Consider the following 21315-nt stretch of genomic DNA (forward strand, 5'->3'; position numbering starts at 1 on the left):
AGGATGGCTGCTAAAAAAACATTTGAAGTGAAGGATGGAGAAACGATCGCTGCCTGCCTTGACCGGATACAGCAGGAAGGCTTTGTTCCTGTGCGGAGAATAGAAAAACCAGTATTTACTGAAACCATGATAAATGGCAAAAAAGAGATACCGTATTAAAACAGCAAATCATTTTTGAAGCAAAGCCCCAATAACCGAACATTAAAACTTAATACAATTATAATGTTCGAATTCCGTTGACAGATTTCATGACAACTTGTTAAGCTGTAATAGGAATAAAAACGACATATAACCCTCATATAAAATCGGGAATAGGGCCCGGACGTTTCTACCTGGTGACCGTAAATCGCCGGACTATGAGGAAAGAGCATCCCAAGGCGCTGCGTCTGTGGTTTGTCCTTTCCGCCCCGGCAAGTCTGACAGCTTTCTAATAGAGAAAAGTCAACCTACCGGGGCTTTTTTCGTGGATTTTTAACACATAGAACATAATGGAGCAAAGCCGTAGAGGAGTGGAAGAATGAATCCGCAGGTTGGAGTAATTATGGGAAGCACATCCGATTGGGAAACGATGAAGAACGCATGTGATGTGCTCGATGAACTAAATATTGCCTATGAAAAACAAGTCGTTTCCGCCCATCGGACACCGGATTTAATGTTCGAGTATGCAGAAACAGCCAGGCAGAAAGGTCTGAAAGTGATTATTGCAGGAGCCGGAGGCGCTGCACACCTCCCGGGTATGACCGCAGCAAAGACGACCCTTCCAGTTATTGGGGTGCCTATACAATCAAAAGCACTGCAGGGAATGGACTCGCTTCTGTCGATTGCGCAGATGCCGGGCGGCGTGCCCGTAGCTACTGTAGCTATAGGGAAAGCAGGGGCAGTCAATGCCGGTCTGCTTGCCGCACAGATTCTCTCGGCATTTGATAAAGAGCTTGCGGAAAAAATGGATGCCAGGCGCGAAGAGATGCGCAGCAAAGTAATAGAAACGGGGGACCTTCCATCATGACGCTAATTCCTCCAGGCAAAACAATTGGTATACTCGGCGGCGGTCAGCTGGGCCGTATGATGGCTATCGCTGCACGTCCGATGGGCTACCGCACAGCCGTACTGGAGCCTTCAACAGGCTCTCCTGCCGGCCAGGTATCGGATGTGGAAGTAGAAGGGGCATACGACGACCGCAGAGCGGCAGAAGAGCTTTCTTCCCACTGCAGCGTTCTGACCTATGAATTTGAGAATATTGATGCAGAAACGGCTTCGTTTCTGGAAGAAACGATGTATCTTCCTCAGGGCGGTGCACTTCTTCATACAACGCAGCACAGGCTTCGCGAAAAGAAAGCAATTGAAGCTGCCGGCGTTCCTGTAGCGCCTTATAAGCCGGTAACAGACTATGAGTCTCTCAAGGCTGCAGTTAAAGAAATCGGACTTCCTGCTGTCTTAAAGACATGCCGGGGCGGATATGACGGCAAGGGTCAGGAAGTACTGAAAAAAGAATCGGATCTGCAGGAGGCTTACACTCGTCTTGCAGAAAAGAATCCGGCTGATTTTGTGCTGGAAGCCTGGATACCTTTTGAAAAAGAAATTTCCGTTATTATTACGAGAGCGACGACAGGAGAAACAGCTGTATTTCCCGTCGGCGAGAATATCCATGAAAATAATATTCTTCACCAAACAATCGTTCCAGCCCGGATTCCGGGTACTTTAGCAGAGAAAGCTTATGCACTGGCTGAAACATTAGCCGGACATTTACAGCTAGTCGGCACCCTCGCGATTGAAATGTTTGTTATAGATGAAGAAACGATCTATGTAAATGAAGTGGCACCGCGTCCGCATAACTCCGGACACTATACAATTGAAGCCTGTGAAACCTCCCAGTTTGAACAGCATATCCGTGCTGTCTGCGGGCTGCCTCTCGGGCCGACCGGGCTGCTTAAGCCGGTTGTAATGACCAATATATTAGGACAGCACGTAGAGCCGGTAATGGACGGGCTGTTCGACTTTTCGAAAGAGCATCTTCATCTTTATGGAAAAGCCGAAAGCCGTCCCGGCCGGAAGATGGGGCACTGGACCGTGCTGCGCGACAGCGTGGAGCAGGCGCTTGAAGACAGCAATACCGTATGGAACACCTATATAAAATAAAGCAGCAGATAGAGAGAGTGGAGGAATCAACATGATCGAACGTTACACCCGCCCGGAAATGGGAGAAATATGGACAGAGAATAACCGCTTTAAAGCCTGGCTCGAAGTGGAGATTTCTGCCTGTGAAGCATGGTCCGAACTAGGAGATATTCCAAAGGAAGACGTGGAAAAGATTCGTGAGAATGCAGGATTTGATGTAGCGCGTATTAATGAAATTGAGCAGGAAACGCGCCACGACGTTGTAGCCTTCACAAGAGCTGTCTCAGAAACCCTCGGAAAGAACGCAAGTGGGTGCATTACGGCCTGACTTCCACTGACGTGGTGGATACTGCTCTTTCCTATCAGCTGAAGCAGGCGAACGCCATTCTGCTGAAGGATCTGGAGAACTTCACTTCTATATTGAAAGAAAAAGCAAAAGAACATAAATATACGGTTATGATGGGCCGTACGCACGGAGTTCACGCGGAGCCGACTACCTTCGGCCTCAAGCTTGCCCTCTGGTATCAGGAGATGCAGCGCAATCTGGAACGTTTCCGTGCAGCTGCAGAAACAGTACGGGTCGGCAAATTGTCCGGTGCTGTGGGAACATTCGCTAACATTCCGCCCTATATTGAAGAGCATGTCTGCCGCGAGCTTGGATTGGAAGCAGCACCCGTTTCCACTCAGACGCTGCAGCGCGACCGCCACGCCCATTACATGAGCACGGTGGCTCTTATTGCCGGATCGATTGAAAAAATGGCTGTTGAAATCCGCGGTCTTCAGAAAAGTGAAACACGCGAAGTGGAAGAGTTTTTCGCGAAAGGGCAAAAAGGATCGTCCGCCATGCCGCATAAGCGCAATCCAATCGGCTCAGAGAATATGTCCGGACTTGCCCGCGTTATCCGCGGCCATATGCTTACGGCTTACGAAAATGTACCGCTCTGGCATGAACGTGATATTTCCCATTCTTCAGCGGAGCGTATCATCCTGCCGGACGCCACGATCGCGCTTAATTATATGCTCAATCGTTTTGGCAATATCGTCAAAAACCTGACGGTATTCCTGAAAATATGAAAGCCAACATGAAAAGAACATTCGGTCTTATATATTCCAGCGCGTCATGCTGACATTGATCAACAAAGGCATGGCACGGGAAGAAGCCTATGATCTTGTCCAGCCTACTGCAATGCAGGCATGGGAAGAGGGCGTTCAGTTCCGGACCCTCGTTGACCAGCAGCCGCGGATTACGGAAGTACTCACGGAAAAAGAGATCGACGAGTGCTTTGACTATAACCATCATATGAAGCAGGTAGACACGATCTTTAAACGGGCAGGTATTGAGTAAACAAACCAGGGAGGCGTTTTGAGTGGAAAAGCAGGATCTTCTGTATGAAGGAAAAGCTAAACGGCTTTATGAAACAGATACACCGGGACTTCTCTGGGTGGAGTATAAAGATGAAGCGACAGCATTTAACGGAGAAAAAAAAGACACGCTGAAAGGAAAAGGAGAGCTGAATAACGTTATCTCTTCTCTTCTTTTTGAAAAGCTGACGTCGCTTGGCATCCGCAATCACTTTGAGAAAAAAATTTCCGCGACAGAACAGCTCGTCCACAAAACAACCATTATTCCACTCGAAGTCGTGGTCCGCAATGTAGTAGCCGGCAGTCTGAAAAAGCGTACCGGCATTCCAGAAGGTACGGAAGTGGATGTGCCAATTGTGGAATTTTACTATAAAGACGATGAACTGGGCGATCCGCTGATTAACGATGATCATATCCGTCTTCTGCACGCGGCGGAGCCGGAGCAGACAGCGGAAATGAGAAAGCTGGCGCTGGAAGTCAACGATGCGATGAAAAAGCACTTTGATGAATGTGAGCTGATTCTGGTCGACTTTAAGCTGGAATTCGGCACGACAGAAGATGGAGCCATCCTGCTCTCTGATGAAATTTCACCGGATACATGCAGGCTCTGGGATAAAACAACACGTGAAAAATTTGATAAAGACCTTTTCCGTTATGGACTTGGCTCGCTGCAGGACGGCTACACGGAGATCTTAAAAAGACTGGGAGGCACTATTCATGGTTAAAGTACAAATTTACGTAACGTTAAAGGCCGGCGTATTGGATCCGCAGGGAAGCGCCATTAACAACGCGCTTCACACGATGGGATATAACGAAGTAAGCGAAGTGCAGACTGGTAAGTTTATCGAACTCCATATGGAAAAAACAGACGATGTGCAGGAAAAAGTCGAAGAAATGTGCCATAAGCTGTTAACCAACCCTGTTATCGAAGACTATACGTACAATATGGAGGAGGTTGTTTCCTCATGAAGTTCGCCGTAATCGTATTTCCCGGTTCCAACTGTGACGATGACATGTTTTACGCCATCAAGACGGTCTTGGAGAGGATGTAGAAAAAGTATGGTACACCGAGAAAAGCGTTGCAGCATATGACGCTATTCTGATTCCGGGAGGTTTTTCCTACGGGGACTATCTCCGCTCCGGTGCGATTGCCCGTTTTGCTCCGGTAATGGAGAGCGTGATCGAAGAAGCATCTAAAGGCAAGCCGGTTTTGGCATCTGCAACGGTTTCCAGGTTCTGCTTGAAGCCGGACTTCTGCCGGGCGCTATGCAGCGGAATAAATCGCTGAAGTTTATCTGCCGTCATACCACGCTGCAGGTGAAAAACAACACAACAGCCTTTTCTGAAAAATATAAACAGGACGAAGAAATCACGATTCCTGTCGCCCATGGAGAAGGCAATTACTTCTGTGATGATGCAACCCTGAAGGATCTGCAGGACAATAATCAGATTGTGTTCACATACAAAGAGAATATTAATGGATCGGTCGGAGATATTGCCGGCATCGTAAACAAAGAAGGAAATGTGCTGGGCATGATGCCGCACCCGGAAAGAGCCACCCTTGACCTGCTTGGCAGCGCTGATGGTCTGCCGCTGTTTCAATCTATTCTCAATCATTGGAGGAAATCCCATGTCGTTACTACTTGAACCATCCCCAGAGCAAATTAAGAAAGAGCATATTTACAAAGAAATGGGCCTTAAAGAGCAGGAATTTGCGATGGTGGAAAAAATTCTCGGACGTCTGCCGAATTATACAGAGACGGGGCTTTTTTCCGTTATGTGGTCCGAACACTGCAGCTACAAGCACTCTAAAGTCGTGCTGAAAAAGTTTCCGGTTACCGGAGAAGAAGTCCTGCAGGGACCTGGGGAAGGTGCCGGCATCATCGATATCGGTGATGAACAGGCAGTAGTATTTAAAATCGAAAGCCACAATCACCCTTCCGCCATTGAGCCTTATCAAGGCGCGGCGACAGGTGTGGGCGGTATTCTCCGTGATGTGTTTTCCATGGGAGCCCGTCCTATTGCACTTCTGAACTCCCTGCGCTTCGGGGAGCTGGAAAACCCGCGCGTTCGTTATCTGCTCGAAGAAGTAGTTGCAGGTATTGCCGGTTACGGTAACTGTGTCGGTGTACCGACGGTCGACGGAGAAATTCAATTTGACCCGTGCTACGAAGGTAACCCGCTTGTTAACGCTATGTGCGTAGGTTTGATTGACCATAAAGATATTCAAAAAGGCCAGGCTAAAGGGGTAGGGAACACGGTTCTATACGTGGGAGCCGACACCGGCCGCGACGGCATACACGGTGCCACATTCGCTTCAGAAGAGCTGAGTGAAGAGTCGGAGAGCAAGCGACCGGCCGTTCAGGTAGGTGATCCGTTTAAAGAAAAGCTTCTGCTGGAAGCATGTCTGGAGCTTGTGAAATCAGATGCGCTTGTTGGTATACAGGATATGGGGGCAGCCGGACTGACTTCGTCTTCTGCTGAAATGGCAAGCAAGGCAGGGTCTGGAATTGAAATGAACCTTGATCTTGTGCCTCAGCGGGAAACAGGCATGACACCTTATGAAATGATGCTGTCCGAATCCCAGGAGCGGATGCTGATTGTTGTAGAAAAAGGCCGTGAACAGGAAATTATTGATATATGTGATAAATGGGGACTTCTTTCCGCTAACGTCGGGGAAGTAATTGAAGAGCAGGTGCTGCGCCTGATTCATAACGGCAAAGTAGTGGCAGATGTGCCTGTTGATTCGCTTGCAGAGGATGCACCGGTTTATCATCCGGCTTCTTCAGAGCCTGCTTACTATCGGGAAAATCAGGGAATTAACTGGCTTCCTGATGTAGAAGACACCCAGGGCACTCTGCTTCGACTGCTGGAGCAGCCGACGATTGCAAGCAAAGAATGGATTTACGACCAGTATGATTATATGGTGCAGACAAATACAGTTGTGCAGCCGGGATCAGATGCGGCTGTAATTAAAGTGAGAGATAAAAATAAAGCACTAGCCATGACGACGGACTGCAACTCGCGCTATATTTACCTGGATCCGGAAACAGGCGGGCGTATTGCGGTGGCAGAAGCCGCCCGTAACATTGTCTGCTCAGGAGCCCGTCCTTTAGGTGTGACTGACTGCCTGAACTATGGCAGCCCGGAAAACCCGGAAATTTTCTGGCAGATTGAAAAATCGACAGACGGAATGAGTGAAACCTGCAATGTGCTCTCTACCCCGGTTATCGGCGGTAACGTATCTCTTTATAACGAGACAAATCAGGGAGCTGTTTATCCGACTCCGGTTATCGGCATGGTAGGTCTGGTCAAGATTTAAAGCATATTACCACCCAGACATTCAAACAGGCGGGCGACGCCGTCTATGTAATAGGTGAAGCCGCCCCGGAGTTTGGCGGAAGCGAGCTCCAGAAAATGGAACAGGGATTTATCTCCGGCAAAGCGCCGAATCTGGATCTGGCCGTAGAGAAAAAACGCCAGCATCAGCTTTTGGAGGCAATTAAAGTAGGCATTATTTCATCCGCACATGATATTTCAGAAGGCGGACTTGGCGTCGCATTGACAGAAAGCTTAATAGGTACATCGCTTGGAGCAGATATCACACTTTCCCAGCATCCGATCAAAGAATTGTTCTCTGAAACCCAGTCCCGTTTTGTTATCAGCGTACCGGCCGACGAAAAGAAACTGCTCGAAGACATGATCGAAGACGCTCAGCTCATTGGCACAGTGACGGACAATAGTCAGCTGCATATTGCATCAGCAACAGGAGAAACGGTGGTACAGGCTCCTCTAAAGACATTGGAAGAGACCTGGAAAGGAGCAATTCCATGTTTGGTGAAATCAAAGGCTTAAATGAAGAATGCGGAGTTTTTGCAATCTGGGGACATAAAGACGCAGCGCAGGTAACGTATTACGGTTTGCACAGCCTTCAGCACAGGGGCCAGGAGGGTGCCGGCATCGTTGTAAGCGACGGGGATAAGCTGAGCACTCATAAAGGACTCGGCCTTGTAACAAAAGCATTTAAAGAAGGCGAACTGGAGAAGCTTCAGGGGCATGCAGCCATAGGGCACGTGCGTTATGCTACTTCCGGCGGAGGCGGACTTTTAAACGTACAGCCGCTTTTGTTCCAGTCTCAGACAAGTGGACTGGCGCTCGCCCATAACGGAAACATTGTAAATGCAAACGGCGTGAAAAGTGACCTGGAACGGGAAGGCAGTATTTTTCAGTCGACATCTGATACAGAAGTAATAGCCCACCTGATTAAACGAAGCCCTCATCCAACGCTTGAGGAACAGTTTAAAGATGCACTCTCCACTATTAAAGGCGCTTACGCGCTGGCCGTTCTGACCGAAGATAAGCTGATGGTGGCAATGGATCCAAACGGCCTGCGTCCGCTTTCCATCGGACGGATGGGGATGCGTACGTCGTAGCATCGGAAACATGCGCATTTGATGCCGTGGGTGCTGTGCATGAACGGGAAGTGCAGCCTGGAGAAATTGTTATTATCGATAAAGACGGCATGCGCTCGCAGCTGTTTTCCAAACCGGCAGACAGACAGATCTGCAGCATGGAATACGTTTATTTTGCAAGACCGGATTCGGATGTAGACCAGATCAATGTGCATACCGCCCGGAAAAGCCTCGGCAAGCAGATGGCTAAAGAAACACCGGTAGAAGCGGATGTTGTAACCGGGGTTCCGGACTCTTCTATCTCTGCGGCTATCGGTTTTGCAGAGCAAAAGCGGATTCCATACGAGCTTGGCCTTATTAAAACCGCTATGTCGGCCGCCCTTTACTTCAGCCGACCCAGGAACTGCGGGAGCAGGGCGTGAAATGAAGCTGTCACCGGTCCGTGGTGTAGTCGCCGGCAAACGTGTCGTAATGGTAGATGACTCTATCGTCCGCGGCACGACAAGCCGCCGAATCGTCCAGCTTTTTGAAAGATGCAGGCGCACTTGAAGTACACGTGCGGATCACGTCACCGCCGATCACGCATCCTTGCTTTTACGGCATCGATACGTCAACCAAGGCGGAGTTGATCGCTTCCACTCACACAACCGAGGAAATGCGCGAAAAAATGGGAGCTGACTCCCTGGCCTTTATATCCATCGACGGCATGCTTGAAGGTATCGGAAGAAGCAGCCAGGACAAGAACTGCGGCCAGTGTCTGGCGTGTTTTACAGGGAATTATCCAACGGAAATTTACGAAGACACCGTTCATCCCCATGACAAAGTGATGAACAGCTAGAATAGAAAGGGGCTTGACGATGTCTGATGCATATAAACAAGCTGGTGTTGATGTAGAGGCCGGCTATGAAGCAGTAAAACGGATGAAAAAGCATACGAGCCGTACAATGCGTCCGGAAGTAATGGGAGGTCTTGGAGGATTCGGCGCCATGTTTGATCTTTCCGCGCTTCCATATAAAGAACCTGTGCTCATTTCGGGAACAGACGGCGTCGGCACGAAGCTGATGATTGCTTTTCAAATGGATAAGCACGATACCATCGGCCAGGATGCGGTCGCGATGTGTGTAAACGATATTGCCGTGCAGGGTGCAGAACCGCTGTATTTTCTCGATTATCTCGCGTGCGGCAAGGCTGTGCCGGAAAAGATTGAAGCGATCGTAAAAGGAGTGGCCGACGGCTGTGAGCAGTCCGGCTGTGCCCTGATCGGCGGGGAAACGGCAGAAATGCCGGGCATGTATGATGCGGATGAGTATGACCTTGCCGGATTTGCGGTCGGTGCGGCGGAAAAGAAAGATATTGTCACCGGCGAAAATATCAGGGAAGGGGACGTGCTTATCGGACTCGAATCCTCCGGTATTCACAGCAACGGACTTTCTCTTGCCCGAAGCGTCCTGTTTGATAAAGGAAATATGGAACTGCAGGAAACTTACTCCCCGCTTGAAAAAAAGCTCGGGCTTGAATTGTTAACACCGACAAGAATATATGTAAAAGCAGTGCGCAACTTAATGAACGCGGTAACCGTCCAGGGAATGGCCCATATTACCGGCGGCGGATTCTACGAGAATATTCCGCGGATGCTTCCGGAAGGACTTGGAGCCTCCATTCAGACATCAGCCTGGAACAAGCCGGATATTTTCTCTTTGATACAGTCTACCGGCGGCTTGTCTGATAAAGATATGTACGGCACTTTTAATATGGGTATCGGTCTTATTGCGGCGGTCCGCCCGGAAGATGCGGAGGCAGCCCTGCAGGCACTTCAGTCAGAGGATGAGCCTGCTGTAAGAATTGGAACGGTTACAGCTGGAGGATCGATTGAACTGGATGGCACTGTTTCATGAAAAAAATAGCAGTATTTGCTTCAGGCAGCGGCTCGAATTTTGAAGCTATTGTCCGGGCAGAACAGGAGGGGAGACTCGGCGCAGCAGTCTCCCTGCTTGTATGCGATCAACCGCAGGCGGCGGTTATTCAAAAAGCAGAAGCGCTGAATATTCCCGTGTTTTCCTTTCTGCCGAAACAGTACAGCTCCAAACAGGCGTTTGAAGAAGAAATAGTTCAGGAATTGGTGCACTATGGCATCTCTTTTATCTTTTTGGCAGGGTACATGCGTTTGATCGGTTCCGCTCTGCTTCATGCATTTGAGGGAAATATTATTAATATTCATCCCTCGCTGCTGCCGGCTTTTCCAGGAAAAGATGCGATCGGGCAGGCATGGGAGGCTGGCGTGAAAATTACCGGGGTGACCATCCATTACGTAGACGAAGGAATGGATACCGGCCGTATTATTGCGCAGGAAGCGGTAAATATCCGCCGTACAGACTCCAAAGAGACATTAACAAATGCCATTCAGGCGATAGAGCATAGATTGTATCCGGAAGTCATCGATGAACTCGCTGGAAAATTGGAAAGGAGCTTTTAACAGATATGTACACAAAAAGAGCACTGATCAGCGTATCAAACAAAGAGGGCATCGTCCCGTTCGCCAGGAAACTGGAAAGCCTCGGCATTGAAATTATTTCTACAGGAGGCACGAGCCGCGTTCTCAAAGAAGGAGGCGTTAACGTCATTGGAATATCCGACGTTACCGGATTTCCGGAAATTCTGGATGGACGGGTCAAAACCCTGCATCCTAACATTCACAGTGGACTTCTTGCGATGCGTTCGGAAGAAACCCACATGAAACAGCTTGAAGAACATAATATCGCGCCTATTGACTACGTGATCGTTAATTTATATCCATTTAAAGAAACCATTGAGCGACCGGAGACGACGTTTGAAGAAGCGATTGAAAATATTGATATCGGCGGGCCCACAATGCTTCGCGCCGCTTCCAAAAACTATCAGGATGTAGCAGTTGTTACAGACCCAACCGATTATGAAGAGCTTGTACACGAATTAGAGCAGCACGGGGAAATCAGCGTGGAGCGCCGTAAAATGCTGGCAGCGAAAGTATTCCGCCACACAGCAGCTTATGACGCGATGATTGCTAACTACTTAACAGAGCAGACGGGAGAACTTTATCCGGAAACATACACGGTAACGTATGAGAAGAAGCAGGATCTGCGTTATGGGGAAAATCCTCATCAGAAAGCAGCTTTCTACAGAGAGCCGATAGGCCCGATCAGCTCTATTGCCAACGCGCTGCAGCTGCACGGTAAAGAGCTTTCCTACAATAATATTAATGATGCCCAGGCAGCACTTGAAATGGTAAAAGAATTCTCCCAGCCTGCGGCAGTAGCTGTTAAGCATATGAATCCCTGCGGTGTCGGCGTTGGGGAAACAATCGCCGAGGCTTATCAAAAAGCCTATGAAGCAGATCCTGTGTCTATTTTCGGCGGTATTGTAGCATTAAACCAGGAAGTGGACACAGCTACAGCGGACCAGTTGAAGAATATCTTTCTAGAGATTGTTATTGCTCCACATTTCTCTCAGGAAGCGCTGGACATTCTGTCAGCTAAAAAGAATATCCGTCTTTTAAGCGTATCGATGGATGAAGTCCCAATGGAGCGTTCGGTAATGACTTCCATCTACGGAGGAACGCTTGTTCAGGAACAGGATGCCAAAGGGTTTTTGGATGCAGATGTACGTGTCGTAACCAAAAGAGAGCCTTCCGAGCAGGAATGGCAGGATCTTAAACTGGCCTGGAAAATAGTCAAACATGTGAAATCAAACGCGATCGTACTGGCTAAAGGTGACAAAACAATTGGAATTGGAGCGGGACAGATGAACCGCGTCGGTTCTGCAGCTATTGCGGTAGAACAGGCAGGCGAGGAAGCCGTCGGTTCCGCGATGGGATCTGATGCCTTTTTCCCTATGAAAGATACGGTGGAAGCTGCAGGCGAAGCCGGCGTAACCGCTATTATTCAGCCGGGCGGCTCTATCCGTGATGAAGAATCGATATCGATGGCTGATGAACTGGGTATTGCGATGGTATTCACAGGCATCCGTCATTTTAAACATTAAAAGGAGCGATTCTTATGAATGTACTCGTTATCGGCGGAGGCGGCCGGGAGCATGCTCTCGCATGGGCGTTCTCCAAAAGCCGTAAAACCAATAAAGTGTTCGCAGCCCCCGGTAATCCGGGAATGAAGGAAGTGGCAGAATGTACAGCGATCAATGAATCAGATCACGACGGTCTTATATCTTTTGCCAAAAAAGAAGATATCGGACTGACTGTGATCGGTCCGGAAGTACCGCTGTTAGAAGGACTGGCTGACCGCTTTCACAAGGAAGGACTGACCGTATTCGGTCCTTCCCAGGCTGCTGCTAAAATTGAAGGCAGTAAATCATTCGCTAAGGATATTATGAAGCGCTACAATATTCCGACCGGTTTTTATGAAGTGTTCTCTGATTACGATAAAGCGTCAGCGTATGTGCAGAAAATCGGTGCTCCTATTGTAATTAAGGCAGATGGTCTGGCAGCAGGGAAGGGCGTAACCGTTGCCCTTACAGAAGAAGAAGCACAAGACGCGCTCCACGATATACTGGTGGACAGTAAATTTGGCGGTGCCGGGGCGGAAGTTGTGATTGAAGAATATTTAAGCGGGGAAGAACTGTCACTTATGGCGTTTGTGAACGGCGAAACGGTCATTCCAATGGTAGGAGCGCAGGATCATAAGCGCGCCTATGATCAGGATCAGGGTCCGAACACCGGCGGAATGGGGGCATACAGTCCTGTGCCGCAGTTTAAAGATAAGCAGGTTCAGGAAGCAGTAGAACAGGTGCTGGAACCTGCTGCGAAAGCTCTTGTACAGGAAGGGCGCTCGTTTACCGGCATTTTGTATGCAGGCCTGATGATGACGGACAGCGGAGCCAAAGTGATTGAATTTAATGCTCGATTTGGGGACCCGGAAGCGCAGGTCGTGCTTCCTCGATTGGAATCCGATCTGGCGGAAGTAATGTTGGAACTGCTTGCCGGCAGCAGGCCTGAGCTTTCCTGGTCCGACGATGCGGTTCTCGGTGTAGTAGCCGCTTCCAAAGGCTATCCAGGCTCTTATGCAAAGCATCAGCCGATTGCAGCAGTACCGTCGTCTGATATGCTGTTTTTTGCAGGCGTGGAAGAAGAAGACGGGGAGTATAAAACGGCAGGCGGCCGTGTACTTTTACTTGCAGAAAAAGCTTCTACGCTTGAAGAGGCGCAGACAAAAGTCTATGCCAAGCTTGAAGAGCTCGATACGACCAACTTGTTTTACCGTAAAGATATTGGCCATAAAGCCGTATCAGCTTCTTCCTGATGTATTTGAGTCCTCTGCCGGTCAGGCGGAGGGCTTTTCTATTACCGGGGATGAAATTCAATGGGAGATTTCTTCTCAATGATACAAAGCAGAACCTCCCTTTTTGTTACAGTAGTAGAGGCGGCGCACCCCGGTAAGCCGGGAGATAGTTCCCACAGTTGTCACTTCCTTTCGTAGAGTACAGGAGCAAAGTATGATACGATAGAATCAAACATTCAGCAAATAAAAAATCCAGCAAAGCAGGTGAAAACATGGCATCCCGGTTATTTAGATGGAACAAACAAACACTTCGAAATCAACTTTCCGTTATCAGAGGACAGCGTTCACCTGATGTAGTACTAAAAAACGCAACATACTTGAGCAGTGCACGGAAAAAATGGCTGGAAGGCCATATATGGATATCAGACGATCGCATTATATACGTAGGAGACAGCCTTCCTGATAATACAGACCAGGCAGAAGTAGTAGACTGCACAGGTCAGTTTCTTGTGCCAGGTTATATAGAGCCCCATGTCCATCCGTTTCAGCTCTACAACCCCCATACATTTGCAGCTTACGCATCCCAGCGGGGAACAACGACACTGGTAAATGACAATATGTTCTTCTTTCTGCATGTTGATAAAAAGAAAGCGCTTACTTTAATAGAAGAGCTGGATAACCTCCCGACTTCCATGTACTGGTGGGCACGATACGATGCCCAGACGGAGATGGAGGAAGAAGACTCCATTTTTTCTCCTTCCAAAATGATGTCCTGGGTAGAGCATCCTCTTGTCGTACAGGGCGGGGAATTAACGGCATGGCCGCGGGTCATGACGGGAGATGATACGATTCTTCACTGGATGCAGCAGACAAAAGAAGCAAACAAACCGATTGAAGGTCATCTGCCCGGTGCTTCTGAAAAAACGATCATTCAAATGGCGCTTCTGGGCGTTTCAGGCGACCATGAAGCCATGACAGCAGACGAGGCGTTAATGAGACTGGATGCCGGGATGACTACCTCCCTGCGTTATTCTTCCATCCGCCCGGATCTGCCGGAAATGCTGGAAGGGCTGCTTGAGGCAGGTATTACTGATTTCAGCCGGTTTACGATGAACACAGACGGCTCCACGCCTTCTTTTTATAAAGATGGAGTCATGGACCGCACCATTGAAATAGCGCTGGAAAAAGGGGTGCCGGAAATAGAAGCATATGAAATGGCTTCCTACAATTCCGCCAAACATCTCGGTATTGATGACTACGTCGGAATGATCGCGCCGGGACGGATTGCGCATATAAACTTTCTAAAAGATCCATCGATTCCTAAGCCGGAGGCAGTGATGGCAAAAGGGAAATGGGTGTACCGTGAAGAGAAAAACCTGTATCCGCAGAAGCATTTTTCTTGGAGTGAATATGGCGTGCACCCGTTAATGCTCGATTGGAAACTCTCTGAGGAGGATCTTCATTTCTCTATGCCTATGGGAATTGAATTAGTGAATTCAGTTATTCTAAAACCGTACCAAATAGGCGTGGATGCAGCGATTGATGAACTGGATCCCGATCACGATGAGTGCTTTTTTACGATGCTCGACCGCCATGGGAAATGGCGTATTAATACAGTTATAAAAGGATTTGCAGAGAATCTGGGCGGACTGGCGACGACTTTCTCCAATACCGGTGATATTATTTTAATCGGTAAACGAAAGAAAGATATGGTTCGTGCATTCGAAGAGCTCAAGCAGAATGATGGCGGAATCTTTCTCGTCGAAAACAATGAAGTTATTGAAGGGCTTCCGCTGAAGCTGTTCGGCGCCATGTCGCTTGAGCCGATGGAAGAAGTGATCGCCAAACATGAAAGCATTGAAGAAAAGCTCCGTGAGCGCGGATATAAGCATGATGACCCTATATACAGCATGCTTTTCTTCTCCTCAACGCATCTGCCCTACATTCGGGTAACCCAAAAAGGAATTTTTGACGTTCATAAGAAAACGGTACTCTTTCCTTCTATTATGCGTTAAACTGTAAAAGTACAGGAAGAAATGTTAATTTCATAAAAAGACGTTGATTCTCATATCTATCAGTGTCTGAGAGACAGTTTAATACAGCAGGAATGAAAGTTGGACATTCGTTTTAAAGTGAGGTGTAGAGAATGCAGATTGATAAACTTCGTGGAAAAGAATTAGATCAGCTGTTTCAAGCCATATTGTCATTAAAGGATTTGGAAGAATGCTATGCATTTTTTGATGACCTGTGTACCATAAATGAAATTCAATCCTTAGCTCAGCGTCTGGAAGTTGCCAGAATGCTGCAGAGCGGAAATACGTATCACAAGATTGAAACAGAAACCGGAGCCAGCACGGCTACGATATCACGTGTCAAACGCTGTTTGAACTATGGTAACGACAGTTATCAAATGACACTGAACCGAATTAAAGAAACCCAGGAAAAATAAAGGAACCGCTCCCCAGGCTCAGGCAGGGGGGCGGTTTTTATATGACGTAAAAAGCTGTCAGATTATATACATAAACAGCAGGAATGCAAAGAAATATCTACTATACTATAAGAAGGAGGGACAACATGAGCGCATATAACGAAATGGACGAAAAAGCACTGCGGAAAGAAATTGCGCAGATTTATAATAAAGTCAATCAGGAGATGTATAAAGTCGGAGTCAGAAAACAGAAAATCGAAATACTGCAGGATAAAATCCTTGTATTTGGGGAGCACCAGCGCGTACCTGCACTCGAGGCCATTCATGAGAAATATCCGGAACTTACATTGACCGTAGATACAACGCTGATTAAAGAGTTCAAAGAGCGTTTAAAGATGGAGCTGGAAAAAGAACTTTCTATTAAAGTGAAAACCATTTTAAAGGATTTCGATCCTGTAACAGAGGAAGCCGCGGCGATTATTTATATTGCTGTATAAAAACGTGTAAGGATATCTAACAAATAACAGGACAAATGATTATTTTTTTCATACGATAATACTAATTAAACGAAAAGGAAACGGTCTGTTCATCCGGATTGTCTCTTTTAATCATAAAAATCGGGAGCTTTCTCTCCGCTGGACGGAGAAGAATAGAAGCCGGAGAAGTACATAGTCAAAGGACTGTGTATTTCTCCGGCTTTTTTATCCGAAATATACAGTAAAGAAGGGATTATCATGAAAGATATTCTTATAAAAAATGCGGAAATTATTACGATGAATGATGCCATGGATATAGTATACGGAGACATATTAATTCAGGATGGACGCATTGCTGCGTTAGGGAAGGATATTCAGGCTCAGGATACGGCCCGGACAAGAATTATAGACGGCACGGGGAAAACCGTACTGCCTGGATTTATTCAAACACACATTCATTTGTGCCAGACAATATTCCGGGGACAGGCTGACGATATGGAATTAATGGACTGGCTGAAAAAAAGACTGTGGCCGCTTGAAGCCGCCCACGATGAAGAATCAATTTATTATTCAGCCATGCTTGGCATTGGGGAATGCATCAGCGGCGGGACCACCACTATCGTCGATATGGAGACGGTTCATCATACCGAATCGGCGTTTCAGGCTATTGCCGAGAGCGGCATTCGGGGGCTTTGTCCGGAAAAGTCATGATGGATGTAGGAGATGGTGTACCTTCCCAGCTTCTTGAAAATACACAGAGCTCCATTAAACAGAGCGTAGAGCTTCTGGAAAGGTGGCACGGCTATGACAACGGCAGAATTCAGTATGCTTTCAGCCCGCGCTTTGTCGTATCCTGCACGGAAGAACTGTTAAAGGAAGTCCGTGATTTATCTGCTTATTATAATGTGTATGTTCATACGCATGCTTCCGAAAATAAAGGGGAAATTGAGCTGGTCGAATCCCAGCGCGGGATGCCGAATATAGAATATCTTGATCATATCGGCCTCGCGAATGAACGCCTGATTCTGGCGCACTGCGTCTGGCTCAATGAAAAAGAAAAACAAATTATAAAAGAAAAGAAAGTAAAAATGGTGCACTGCCCGGGCTCAAACTTAAAGCTTGCCTCCGGTATTGCAGATACATACAGCCTGGACGCAGACGGCTGTGATATCAGCATTGGAGCAGACGGGGCAGCGTGTAACAATAATCTGAACATGTCATGAAATGAAGCTGGCTCTCTTCCCAAACCTATTCTGGCCCGACAGCTATGCCTGCCGCAAAAGTACTCCGCATGGCCACACGGGGCGGCGCAAAGGCAATAGGAATGGATCATGAACTTGGAAGTATTGAAGTTGGAAAAAAAGCCGATTTATTTCTAATGGATCTGCGTGATTTTCACAGCTACCCTTCCGAAACTGTAGATCCCTATTCCCGTGTCGTGTACTCCGCACAGGCACAGGATGTTGAAACGACAATTATCGACGGGAAAATCGTAATGGAAAATAAAAAGCATCTAACGGTTAATAAATCTGAAGTGCTTACCCAATCGGACATTTCCATTAAGCGCATGCTGAACTCTATCAAAAATCCAGTAAAGTAGAAAGGAGAAATCAGATGGAAAACCTGCACAGGATTATTCAGACCCTCCGCCGGATGGAACGCAATGAACCTGCCATGCTGGCGACAATTATTCATGTAGAAGGATCCGCCTATAGAAAAGAAGGCACAACGATGCTTGTGGATAAAAAAGGGATGATGACAGGCGTATTAAGCGGAGGCTGCCTGGAGCAGGATATTGCAGCGAGAGTGATAGAAGTATGGGAGCAGGGGGCCAGGACCGTCGAATACGATATGCGTGGGTATGATCCGCTTTCCTGGGGAGAAGGATCAGGATGCAACGGAAGCGTTCTTGTCCATATGGAGCCTCTGAAAGCAGAAGAAGTGAATCGTTTGTATACGATGGAGGAAAGGTTGTCAGCAGGAGAAGAAGTGGCGGTGCTGCGGGTGGAGAAAGAACAGCATTTGAAAACGATACTGGTGTCACCGGAAGAGGTCCCCGGGGGCAGAAGAAAGGGTCGTTTTATTGCCGCCACCGGTGAAGTGATGTATGCCCAGGTCATACAACCAAAGCGGAGGCTCGTTATATTTGGAGCTGGTACCGATGTGGAGCCGCTTGTCCATATGGCTTCGATGAGCGGTTTTTCCATAACCGTTGCCGATTGGCGCGGGGAAAGGTGCAGGAAAGATATACACCCGTCAGCAGAGGCAGTTTACTGTGGATTTCCTAAAGAACTTGCTGCGAACGTACCGGTTTCTTCCTCTGATTTTGTACTGCTGATGACCCATCATTTTCAGCACGATAAAGAACTGCTGAAGGAATTGATTCTAAAGAGACCGGCGTATCTCGGCATCCTCGGCTCCAAAGCAAGAGCAGAACGCCTTATGGACGGAGATGCGCTTCCGGAATGGATTGCTTCTCCTGTCGGCCTCTCTATTAAAGCGGAAGGGCCGGAGGAAATTGCTGTCAGTATTTTAGCTGAACTAATTCCTTTATCGAAACAGGCCGCTGCAAAGGAGGCAGTAAGATGAAAAAAATAACGGGTATTTATCTGGCTGCAGGCAAAAGCACACGGATGCAGGAGAGTAAGCTTCATCTTCCTGCCGGAAAATATTCTCTCGGCAGTATAGCTTTAAAGCAGGCGCTTTTATCAAACCTTGACAGCACGGTAATTGTCACTCGTCCCGGAGCGGATATAGAATGGATTGCTCCTGAACTTTATCACGGGAATTGGAAAACTATAGAATCAGAACACGCTGAGAAGGGCCAGGCGTATTCCCTGCAGAGCGGTATAGAAAAAGCCGAAGCGGGAGGCGCTGATGCAGTCGTTGTGCTTCTGGCTGACCAGCCTTTTGTTACTGCAGAAAGAATTAATCAACTAATCAGCACATGTGGAAAGCATTTACAGGATTATGCTGCATTAGACCGTCTGCAGCCGCCGCTTTTACTGGAAAAACAGCTTTTTCCCCGCTTGAAACAGCTCGAAGGGGATGAAGGCGCACGATACATTCTTCGATGTGATACCTCTCTAAGGGGGACTTTTCTTTCCTCAGCAAACGATTCGCTTTTCTACGACATAGACACAAAGGAAGATTACCAATGGCTGCTGCAAACAGTACCATCTTAAACCCGAAAACGATAGAAGAAGCGTGGCAGATGAAGGAAAAGTATGGTCCGAGCGCCGCATTTATGATGGGCGGCACTACATTTCAACTTCAGCGGGAAAAAGGAATACCCCTTCCGCCTTACATCATTATGCTGCAGGCACTTCAGGAACTGCAGACGCTTCAACGGCAGGCGGCGGATGGAGAGGATTTTCTTTCTATTGGAGCGAATGTCCCGCTTCGTTATTGTATGGATCACCCTATTATAAAAGCTCACATTCCGATGTTATGCAGTGCCATCGGTGTGGTAGGATCACCTGCTATCAGAAATCAGGGAACGATTGGCGGCAACATCGGCTATCGTAAAGGAGATGCGGCGGCTTCGCTGCTGGCATTAGATGCCAGGGCGCGTTTCATCGACGAAGATGGAGAGCAGGTGCTGCCTCTGGAACAATATATGGAGCAGGAGCAAAAGAAAGCTGCCATGCTTCTGGCTGTTCAAATCCCGCTCCCGGCTCCGGTGCTTGATTTCTTTGAAAAAGTAGGAAGCAGAGAAACATTCAGCCCCTCGATTCTAACTGTGGCGGCCTCAGCAGACTGGACGCGGACAGGGCGTCTCAAGCGCGTAAGAATAGTTATAGGCGGCGGTGACTATCCGCCGGAGCGGATGCCGGCCGCAGAAGCCTGTCTGGAAAATCAGACATTGACGAATGGAGCAGCAGCAAAAGCCTGCGAAATCATTTTGGAGGAGTATACACCGGTATCAGATGTTTTTGCAGGAGCCGGCTATCGAAGAATGGCTGCCGGAATGATACTGGAATCAGCTCTCGAAGCCTGGAAAGAGGAGGAGATGAGCCGTGCCGCTGAAAAATGACGGAAGAGTTCGTCCAGACGGAATAGAGAAAGTGACAGGTACGCTGAAATATTTAACGGATCGACAAATGGAAGGCATGCTTTATGGCCGCGTGCTTCGCAGCCGATACCCTCATGCTTTGATTAAACGTATCCAGACAGAAGAAGCGGCAGCACATCCCGGCGTAGAGGCTGTTATTACAGCAGCGGATGTTCCCGGCTTAAATGGATTCGGCATCGTCGTACCAAATCAGCCGGTTTTCTGTGAAAGCAGAGTCCGCTATATGGGAGATGCGGTTGCGGCCGTTGCCGCCGTATCAAAAGAAGCTGCTGAAGAAGCGCTGGAGAAAATTATCGTAGAGTATGAAGAAGCTGCCTATTTTGGACACGATGGAAAAAAGTCTGGCAGCAGAAGCACCGGGGCTTCATGAAGAAGGGAATATACTGCATCAGGCAGAGCAGAAGCGCGGCCGCGTTGAAGATGCATTTGCTTCCTGTGAGGTCGTTGTAGAGGAAACATACGAAACACCAAGGCAGATGCACACATACATGGAAACCGAGGGCGGGGTGGTTGTACCGGAAGCAGGCGGAGGTATTACTGTTTACATGGGCACCCAGCACGGGCTTAAAGACCGGTTTCAGCTTTCCAGAATTCTTGACATGGAAGAAGAAAGCATCCGCGTCGTATCGAGTCCAATGGGAGGCTCGTTCGGCGGAAAGGATGAGCTGAACGTACAGCCTTACGCTGCCCTGCTTGCCTTAAAAACAGGAAAACCGGTCCAGATTCATAACAGCCGGAAAGAGTCAGTGCGGGCCGGCATCAAGCGGCATGCGATGAAAATAAAAATGAAAACAGGAGTGGACAAAAAAGGAAAGCTTATAGCCCACCAAACGTATATAGAGGCTGATACAGGAGCCTATGCTACGCTGGGCCCTGCTATTCTGGAGTTTGCTGTGGAACATGCATCCGGCCCATACGACATTGACCATGTGCACACAAAAGGATTATCCATCTATACGAATAACGGTGTAGCCGGTGAATTCCGCGGCTTTGGTGGAAATCAGATAACGTTTGCACTGGAAGGGCAGATCAGCCGTCTTGCATCTGCGCTTAACATGAACCTGCATGATTTCCAGGCATTTAATATGAGAAAGCATGAATCGCCGGGACCACTAGGCCACCGGATTGCCCCGACGAACGGCGGACAGCTGGTACTGGAAGCCGTGGACCGCATCAGGGA

General features: G+C 48.1%; 15 protein-coding genes, 6 pseudogenes and 1 riboswitch. All 21 genes and pseudogenes read left to right on the forward strand.

The window, feature by feature from the left end; all coding sequences use genetic code 11:
* Window positions 1–3: 3 nt before the first annotated feature.
* Window positions 4–159, forward strand: coding sequence for an NETI motif-containing protein (locus MMY81_RS24725; RefSeq protein ID WP_252314920.1), 156 nt, complete (start codon window positions 4–6; stop codon window positions 157–159).
* A gap of 116 nt (window positions 160–275) precedes the next feature.
* Window positions 276–377: riboswitch (purine riboswitch) on the forward strand.
* 140 nt (window positions 378–517) lie between these two features.
* A complete protein-coding gene (purE, locus tag MMY81_RS24730) occupies window positions 518–1006 on the forward strand; it encodes a 5-(carboxyamino)imidazole ribonucleotide mutase (protein ID WP_252314921.1) in 489 nt (162 codons plus the stop codon).
* Complete coding sequence (gene purK, locus MMY81_RS24735; RefSeq protein WP_252314922.1) at window positions 1003–2136, forward strand: 5-(carboxyamino)imidazole ribonucleotide synthase; 1134 nt, start codon at window positions 1003–1005, stop codon at window positions 2134–2136. The genes purE and purK overlap by 4 nt, the downstream gene beginning before the upstream one ends.
* A gap of 31 nt (window positions 2137–2167) precedes the next feature.
* Window positions 2168–3460, forward strand: a pseudogene (gene purB, locus MMY81_RS24740) (adenylosuccinate lyase).
* 22 nt (window positions 3461–3482) lie between these two features.
* Window positions 3483–4202: a phosphoribosylaminoimidazolesuccinocarboxamide synthase gene (gene purC / locus MMY81_RS24745; RefSeq protein WP_252314923.1), complete on the forward strand. Its 720-nt coding sequence runs from the start codon at window positions 3483–3485 to the stop codon at window positions 4200–4202.
* A complete protein-coding gene (gene purS / locus MMY81_RS24750) occupies window positions 4195–4446 on the forward strand; it encodes a phosphoribosylformylglycinamidine synthase subunit PurS (RefSeq protein ID WP_120193804.1) in 252 nt (83 codons plus the stop codon). Before purC ends, purS begins: the two co-directional genes overlap by 8 nt.
* Window positions 4443–5124: pseudogene (gene purQ / locus MMY81_RS24755) on the forward strand (phosphoribosylformylglycinamidine synthase subunit PurQ). Before purS ends, purQ begins: the two are co-directional and overlap by 4 nt.
* Window positions 5108–7332, forward strand: a pseudogene (gene purL, locus MMY81_RS24760) (phosphoribosylformylglycinamidine synthase subunit PurL). The pseudogenes purQ and purL overlap by 17 nt, the downstream one beginning before the upstream one ends.
* Window positions 7308–8727 (forward strand): annotated as a pseudogene (purF, locus tag MMY81_RS24765) (amidophosphoribosyltransferase). The pseudogenes purL and purF overlap by 25 nt, the downstream one beginning before the upstream one ends.
* A 19-nt stretch (window positions 8728–8746) precedes the next feature.
* Window positions 8747–9784 carry a phosphoribosylformylglycinamidine cyclo-ligase gene (purM, locus tag MMY81_RS24770; RefSeq protein WP_252314007.1) on the forward strand — a complete coding sequence of 346 codons (1038 nt, stop codon included), beginning with the start codon at window positions 8747–8749 and terminating at the stop codon, window positions 9782–9784.
* A complete protein-coding gene (purN, locus tag MMY81_RS24775; protein ID WP_252314006.1) occupies window positions 9781–10362 on the forward strand; it encodes a phosphoribosylglycinamide formyltransferase in 582 nt (193 codons plus the stop codon). Before purM ends, purN begins: the two co-directional genes overlap by 4 nt.
* 5 nt (window positions 10363–10367) lie before the next feature.
* Window positions 10368–11906 (forward strand): bifunctional phosphoribosylaminoimidazolecarboxamide formyltransferase/IMP cyclohydrolase, encoded by a 1539-nt coding sequence (purH, locus tag MMY81_RS24780; RefSeq protein ID WP_252314005.1) that lies wholly within the window; start codon window positions 10368–10370, stop codon window positions 11904–11906.
* 14 nt (window positions 11907–11920) lie between these two features.
* Complete coding sequence (purD, locus tag MMY81_RS24785) at window positions 11921–13177, forward strand: phosphoribosylamine--glycine ligase (RefSeq protein ID WP_252314924.1); 1257 nt, start codon at window positions 11921–11923, stop codon at window positions 13175–13177.
* Between the two features lie 251 nt (window positions 13178–13428).
* On the forward strand, window positions 13429–15171 hold the full coding sequence (locus MMY81_RS24790; RefSeq protein ID WP_252314925.1) for an adenine deaminase C-terminal domain-containing protein: 1743 nt from the start codon (window positions 13429–13431) through the stop codon (window positions 15169–15171).
* 131 nt (window positions 15172–15302) lie between these two features.
* Entirely contained in the window at window positions 15303–15605 is a 303-nt protein-coding gene (locus MMY81_RS24795) for a YerC/YecD family TrpR-related protein (RefSeq protein WP_252314003.1), read from the forward strand.
* Between the two features lie 125 nt (window positions 15606–15730).
* On the forward strand, window positions 15731–16081 hold the full coding sequence (locus tag MMY81_RS24800; protein ID WP_252314002.1) for a Na-translocating system protein MpsC family protein: 351 nt from the start codon (window positions 15731–15733) through the stop codon (window positions 16079–16081).
* 237 nt (window positions 16082–16318) lie between these two features.
* Window positions 16319–17660, forward strand: a pseudogene (locus tag MMY81_RS24805) (5'-deoxyadenosine deaminase).
* Window positions 17661–17674: 14 nt separating this feature from the next.
* Entirely contained in the window at window positions 17675–18649 is a 975-nt protein-coding gene (locus MMY81_RS24810) for an XdhC family protein (protein WP_252314926.1), read from the forward strand.
* Window positions 18646–19245: a nucleotidyltransferase family protein gene (locus MMY81_RS24815; protein ID WP_252314019.1), complete on the forward strand. Its 600-nt coding sequence runs from the start codon at window positions 18646–18648 to the stop codon at window positions 19243–19245. The genes MMY81_RS24810 and MMY81_RS24815 overlap by 4 nt, the downstream gene beginning before the upstream one ends.
* Window positions 19218–20096: an FAD binding domain-containing protein gene (locus MMY81_RS24820; RefSeq protein WP_252313996.1), complete on the forward strand. Its 879-nt coding sequence runs from the start codon at window positions 19218–19220 to the stop codon at window positions 20094–20096. Before MMY81_RS24815 ends, MMY81_RS24820 begins: the two co-directional genes overlap by 28 nt.
* A pseudogene (locus MMY81_RS24825) lies at window positions 20080–21315 on the forward strand (molybdopterin cofactor-binding domain-containing protein); the annotation flags it as partial. The gene MMY81_RS24820 and the pseudogene MMY81_RS24825, both read left to right, overlap by 17 nt.

This window comes from Sinobaca sp. H24 (genome assembly GCF_023845525.1).